Here is a 5,285-nt window from a genome sequence, read left to right on the forward strand (position 1 = left end):
CAATTTCTGGATCCGCGGAATCTCGACCTTCGGATCGGGACAGTCGCCGCTGCTGATCCTCGACGGCGTGGAAATCACCAACCAGATGCTCAACAACATCCCGCCCGAGACCATCGAGTCGTTCTCGGTGCTCAAGGACGCCACGGCCACGGCCCTCTACGGTTCGCGCGGAGCCAACGGCGTGATGATCATCACCACGAAAAACGGCCGCGACTCGGAGAAAATGACCATCAACCTGCGCGCCGAGTTCGGCGCCTCGGCCCCGACCCGCGTTCCGAAGGTCGCCGACGGCATCACCTACATGGAGACCTTCAACGAGGCCCGCACCACGCGCGGAGAAAAGCCCTATTACAGCAACGAGAAGATCATGGGAACCAAACTGGGACTCGACCCCTACGTCTACCCCAACGTCGACTGGTACGACATGCTGTTCAAGGACTGCACCTTCAACCAGAACTTCAACTTCAACATGACGGGCGGAGCCAAGAAGATCGACTACTTCCTCAACGCCTCGGTCTACAACGAGAACGGCATCATGCGCAAGCCCGAAGCCTCGAAATTCGACACCAACATCAACGCCCAGAAATACCTGTTCCAGGCCAATGTCTCGGCCGACGCCACCAAGACCACCCGCGTATCGCTGAAGATGAACACCCAGCTGCACTACCGCCACGCCCCGATCCAGAGCGTCTCGGACCTCTTCGCCTACGCCATGACCGGCATGCCCTGCGAATTCCCCGCGACGCTGCCCGGCGAGGAATCGGACACGTTCGTGCGCTTCGGAACCAACAACGCCTGGAACAGCGGCTTCTTCACCAACCCCTACGCCCAGCTGTGCCGCGGCTACGGCGACCAGTTCCGCGGCCACTTCACTTCGGCGCTGACCGTCAACCAGAACCTCGACTTCATCACCAAGGGCTTGAGCGCAACGGGCATGGCGACCTTCTACAACCGCGTCTACTCGGCCGTCTACCGTTCGTTCACGCCGTTCATGTACCAGCTGACCGACTACAATATCGACGAGGCGGGCAATTACAGCTACACCAGCAACTCGACCAACACCGGAAGCACCTACCTGGGCACGACGCGCGGCAAGGACGGTTACCGCGAGCTGGCGTTCCAGGCCAAGATCGACTACGCCCGCACGTTCGGCAAACACGATGTCGGAGCGACGATCGTCTACATGCAGAAGGAGCGCAACATGAACATCTCGGACGAGCAGGAGTACGCCGCGCTGCCCTACCGCCAGCAGGGACTCGCCGGGCGCGTCACCTACGGCTTCGACAAACGCTACCTGTTCGAAGCCAACTTCGGCTACAACGGCTCGGAGAACTTCGCCGCGGGCAAACGTTTCGGATTCTTCCCGTCGGTGGCCGTGGGCTGGGTGATTTCGAACGAGCCGTTCTGGAAGGGGATCAAGGAACAGGTCAACCTGTTCAAACTCCGCGCTTCGTACGGGCTGGTCGGCAACGACGTGATCTCGAAGGATTATGCGGACCGCTTCCCCTACCTCACGACCGTCGACATGGGACAGGGCTACGACGTCTATATCGGCAACAACTTCGAGCGTAAGTACGGTCCCATCCTCTCCGTCTACGGCAACCCCAACGCCACGTGGGAGGAGAGCCGCAAACTCGACATCGGCGTGGAGATCGGCCTGTTCGACAGCCTGAACATCATCTTCGACTGGTTCAAGGAGAAACGCTCGGGCATCTTCATGCAGCGCACGTCGCTGCCCTCGACCTTCGGCATGTCGGGCATCACGCCGTGGGCCAACATCGGCAAGGTCGACAACAGCGGCGTCGACATCTCGGTCGACTACAACAAGGCCTTCTCGAAGGACCTGATCCTCTCGCTGCGCGGCACGTTCACCTACGCCCACAACGAGATCGTCGAAATGGACGAACCCAAATACAAATGGGCCTACCAGTACAAGGCCGGACATCCGATCAACTCGATCCAATGCCTGATCGCCGAAGGGCTTTTCAGGGACGAGGAAGAGATCGCCTCCTCGCCCTCGCAGGACATCTACGCCACGACCTACCCCATCCGCCCGGGCGACGTGAAATACCGCGACCTGAACGATGACAAGATCATCGACGACAACGACATGTGCTGGACGGGCAACCCGACCGTCCCGGAGATCATCTACGGATTCGGCTTTTCGCTCAAATACAAGGGATTCGACTGCTCGGCCTTCTTCCAGGGACAGGGCAAGGTGTCGATCCTCATGTACAACTACCACCCCTTCGCGACAGCCGCGACGCCCGGTTCGGGACTGATGCAGTGGATCGCCGACGAACACTGGAGCGAGGACGACCCCAATCCCAAGGCTCTCTACCCGCGCCTGTCGCCGCTGTGGAACAACAACAACACCAAGGCCAGCACGCTCTACGTGCGCAACGGCAAGATGCTGCGCCTGAAGACCGCCGAGATCGGCTACACCTACAAGAAAATGCGCGTCTACGTCTCGGGAACCAACCTGCTGACCTTCGCCCCGTTCAAGTACTGGGACCCCGAAAAGGGTTCGGGCAACGGCCTGGGATACCCGCTCCAGCGGACGTACAACCTCGGATTCCAGTTCAATTTCTAACCCAAACACAGCAAAAGACCATGAAAAAGATAATCTTCGCACTTTCACTGCTGCTGCTATGCTCCTGCTCCTACCTCGACGTGGTGCCCGAAGGCAAAGCCACCGAAGAGGATATCTGGAAAACGGAGGAGCAGGCCGAGAACTACCGCTACTACATGCAGACCTACATGCCCAACCTGATCGGGTACGACTGGTCGCCCGACCAGTTCGCCGGCGACGACTTCATCACCGGAGCGCGCGGCACGACCTACTATTTTTCGAGCAAGAGCCTGCTCTACGGCGAGGAGAACGCCAACCTGACCTATTTCGGCCGCTGGGCCCCGAACTGCACCAGCGGCGGCACGAACTACGACATCTACCGCGGCATACGCTACTGTTTCTACCTGCTGGACAACATCTACAAAGTTCCCGCAGTCTCGCAGGAAAACGCCGACCGCTACGCGGGCGAAGCGTGGTTCCTCGTGGGATATTACCACCAGTGCCTGCTCGAATACTACGGACCGATCGTACTGGTCAAGAAGTTCATTCCCATCGACGCGCCCGAATCGGAGATCCTCACTCCGCGGACGCCTTACGACGAGTGCGTGAAGTACATCGCCGAGTGTTACGACCGGGCCGCCGGGCTGCTGCCCGACGTGGTCGGCGAGTCCGAACTGGGACTTCCCACGAAAATGGCCGCGCTCAGCTACAAGGCCCGCCTGCTGCTCTACGCCGCCTCGCCGCTGGTCAACGGCAATCCCGACTACATAGGGTTCAACAACCCCGACGGCACGCCCCTGATGAGCACGACCTACGATCCGGAAAAGTGGAAACGGGCGCTGGACGCGGCAGCGGCGGCGATCGCCCTCGCGGACGAGATCAATCCCGACACGAAAAAGCCGAAATACGACCTCTATACCTCGGCCGATTCGAGCCTGCCCGACGACGAACGCGGCCGCAAGAACTACCACGACACCTTCGTCGAAGAGCCTTGGAACGGAGCCGAATTCATCCTGGCCAAAGGCGCGCAGAGCGGCATTCAGGCTTTGCAGCGCTACGGCGGACCGCGTTCGATCAAGGGCAACATGTCGAAAGGCTGGAAAACGACTCTCGTGCCGACGATGGAGGCCGTCGAGATGTACTACACCAAGAACGGGCTGCCGCTCGACGTCGACCCGCTGACCAAGGACGAGGACCTGTACAGCGTCGCCCCGGGCGACAACACCGCCCGCCTGCACCGCAACCGCGAACCCCGCTTCTACGCCTCGATCGGTTTCGACCGCGGCACGTTCGAGATCGACGACAAAATCCTCACGCTCCAGCTCCGCGGCGGCGAACTGCACGGCTCGACGCTCAAGGAGACCGACGAATACCAGAGCTGCACGGGTTACCTCTGCCAGAAATGGATTCACAAATCGAGCACCTACAACCAGTCGAAGAACTCCTACAACTACCGCAAATACGCCTATCCCTACCTGCGGCTTCCGGAACTGTTCTACAACTACGCCGAAGCGGACTTCGAATACAACGGGTCGTTGAGCCCCTTGAGCCTCGAATACCTCAACCGGGTGCGCAAACGCTGCGGGCTGCCCCGCTTCCAGGATTCGTGGGCCTTGGTGGGCGGCATTCCCTCGGGCAGCGAACTGCGCAAGGTGCTGCACCAGGAGCGTTCGATCGAATTCCTGTTCGAAGGACGCCGTTTCCACGACCTGCGCCGCTGGAAGGAGGCTCCCGAGGTGATGAACAAGGAACCCCGCTCGTGGAACCGGGACGGAAAGACCCAGGAGGATTTCTACCAGGTGATCCCGGCCAATCAGGGAGGCCGCGTCCGCGTCTTCGAAGCGCCGAAGAGCTACTGGCTGGCCATTCCCATGAGCCAGATCAACAAGAATCCCAACCTGGTGCAGAACCCCGGCTATTAACCCATTGTCACACGCCAAACAACAAGATAAAGAGATGAAAAAACTGCTCTGTTCAATACTCGTCGGCCTGGCCGCACTGTCCGTAACGGGATGCGACGACGACGAAGTGAAAACCCCCGACTTCGCCGTATCGACGGCCCAATGGACCTTCTCCCAACAGGAAGGCATGCAGCGCATGATCGTATCGGCCCCCGGCGCATGGACGCTGACCGGCATTCCCGACTGGATGACCGTGACGCCCGCGGAGGCGGCCGGTCCCTGCGAGATCACGATGACCTACACGACCAACGAAACGGGCGCACCCCGCAAAGCCACGCTGACCGTCACCTGCGGGAACGAAACACGCACCATCGGCGTGGAGCAGGAAACTGTCGTTCCGGAATCTGCGGCCGGCAAAGGCCGCAGGTAACCGCCCGCCACGACCCGTAACCAGAAAAAATGTCACAAATTCATACTGCTGTGACATTTTTTTATGCCTTCCGCGTTCGTTTGCTCCGTTAAAATAATTACTTTTGTAAAAATTCACGAAAGCATTCGCAATCTCTTTCCTTTGTAAAACGAAACTTCCCGTTTTACAAAGAGGACGAACCGGGTGATTTTCGGACACGACAACCGCCAATCAAGAAACCTCTAATATTGAACTTATGAAATCGAACCCAAGCCGCACCCTGTTCCGCACGCTCTTCGCGACAGGCCTCCTCGCAGCCGGCCTCTGCTCCTGCTGCCCCAAACACAACACCCTCACCCAGGCCGAAATCGCCGACGGCTGGCAGCTGCTCTTCGACGGCAAA

3 protein-coding genes are annotated in these 5,285 nt (G+C 59.5%); all 3 read left to right on the forward strand.

Annotated elements, in window-relative coordinates:
* Positions 1-2,593, forward strand: a 2,593-nt coding sequence (locus tag BHV64_RS08865; RefSeq protein ID WP_288115752.1) for a SusC/RagA family TonB-linked outer membrane protein, incomplete at its 5' end; no start/stop codon positions are given.
* 20 nt (positions 2,594-2,613) lie between these two features.
* Complete coding sequence (locus BHV64_RS08870) at positions 2,614-4,494, forward strand: RagB/SusD family nutrient uptake outer membrane protein (RefSeq protein WP_022061679.1); 1,881 nt, start codon at positions 2,614-2,616, stop codon at positions 4,492-4,494.
* Positions 4,495-4,528: 34 nt separating this feature from the next.
* Complete coding sequence (locus BHV64_RS08875) at positions 4,529-4,903, forward strand: BACON domain-containing protein (protein WP_022061680.1); 375 nt, start codon at positions 4,529-4,531, stop codon at positions 4,901-4,903.
* Positions 4,904-5,285 lie beyond the last annotated feature (382 nt).

The sequence above is a fragment of the Alistipes sp. 56_sp_Nov_56_25 genome (assembly GCF_001915285.1).
Lineage (GTDB): Bacteria > Bacteroidota > Bacteroidia > Bacteroidales > Rikenellaceae > Alistipes > Alistipes shahii.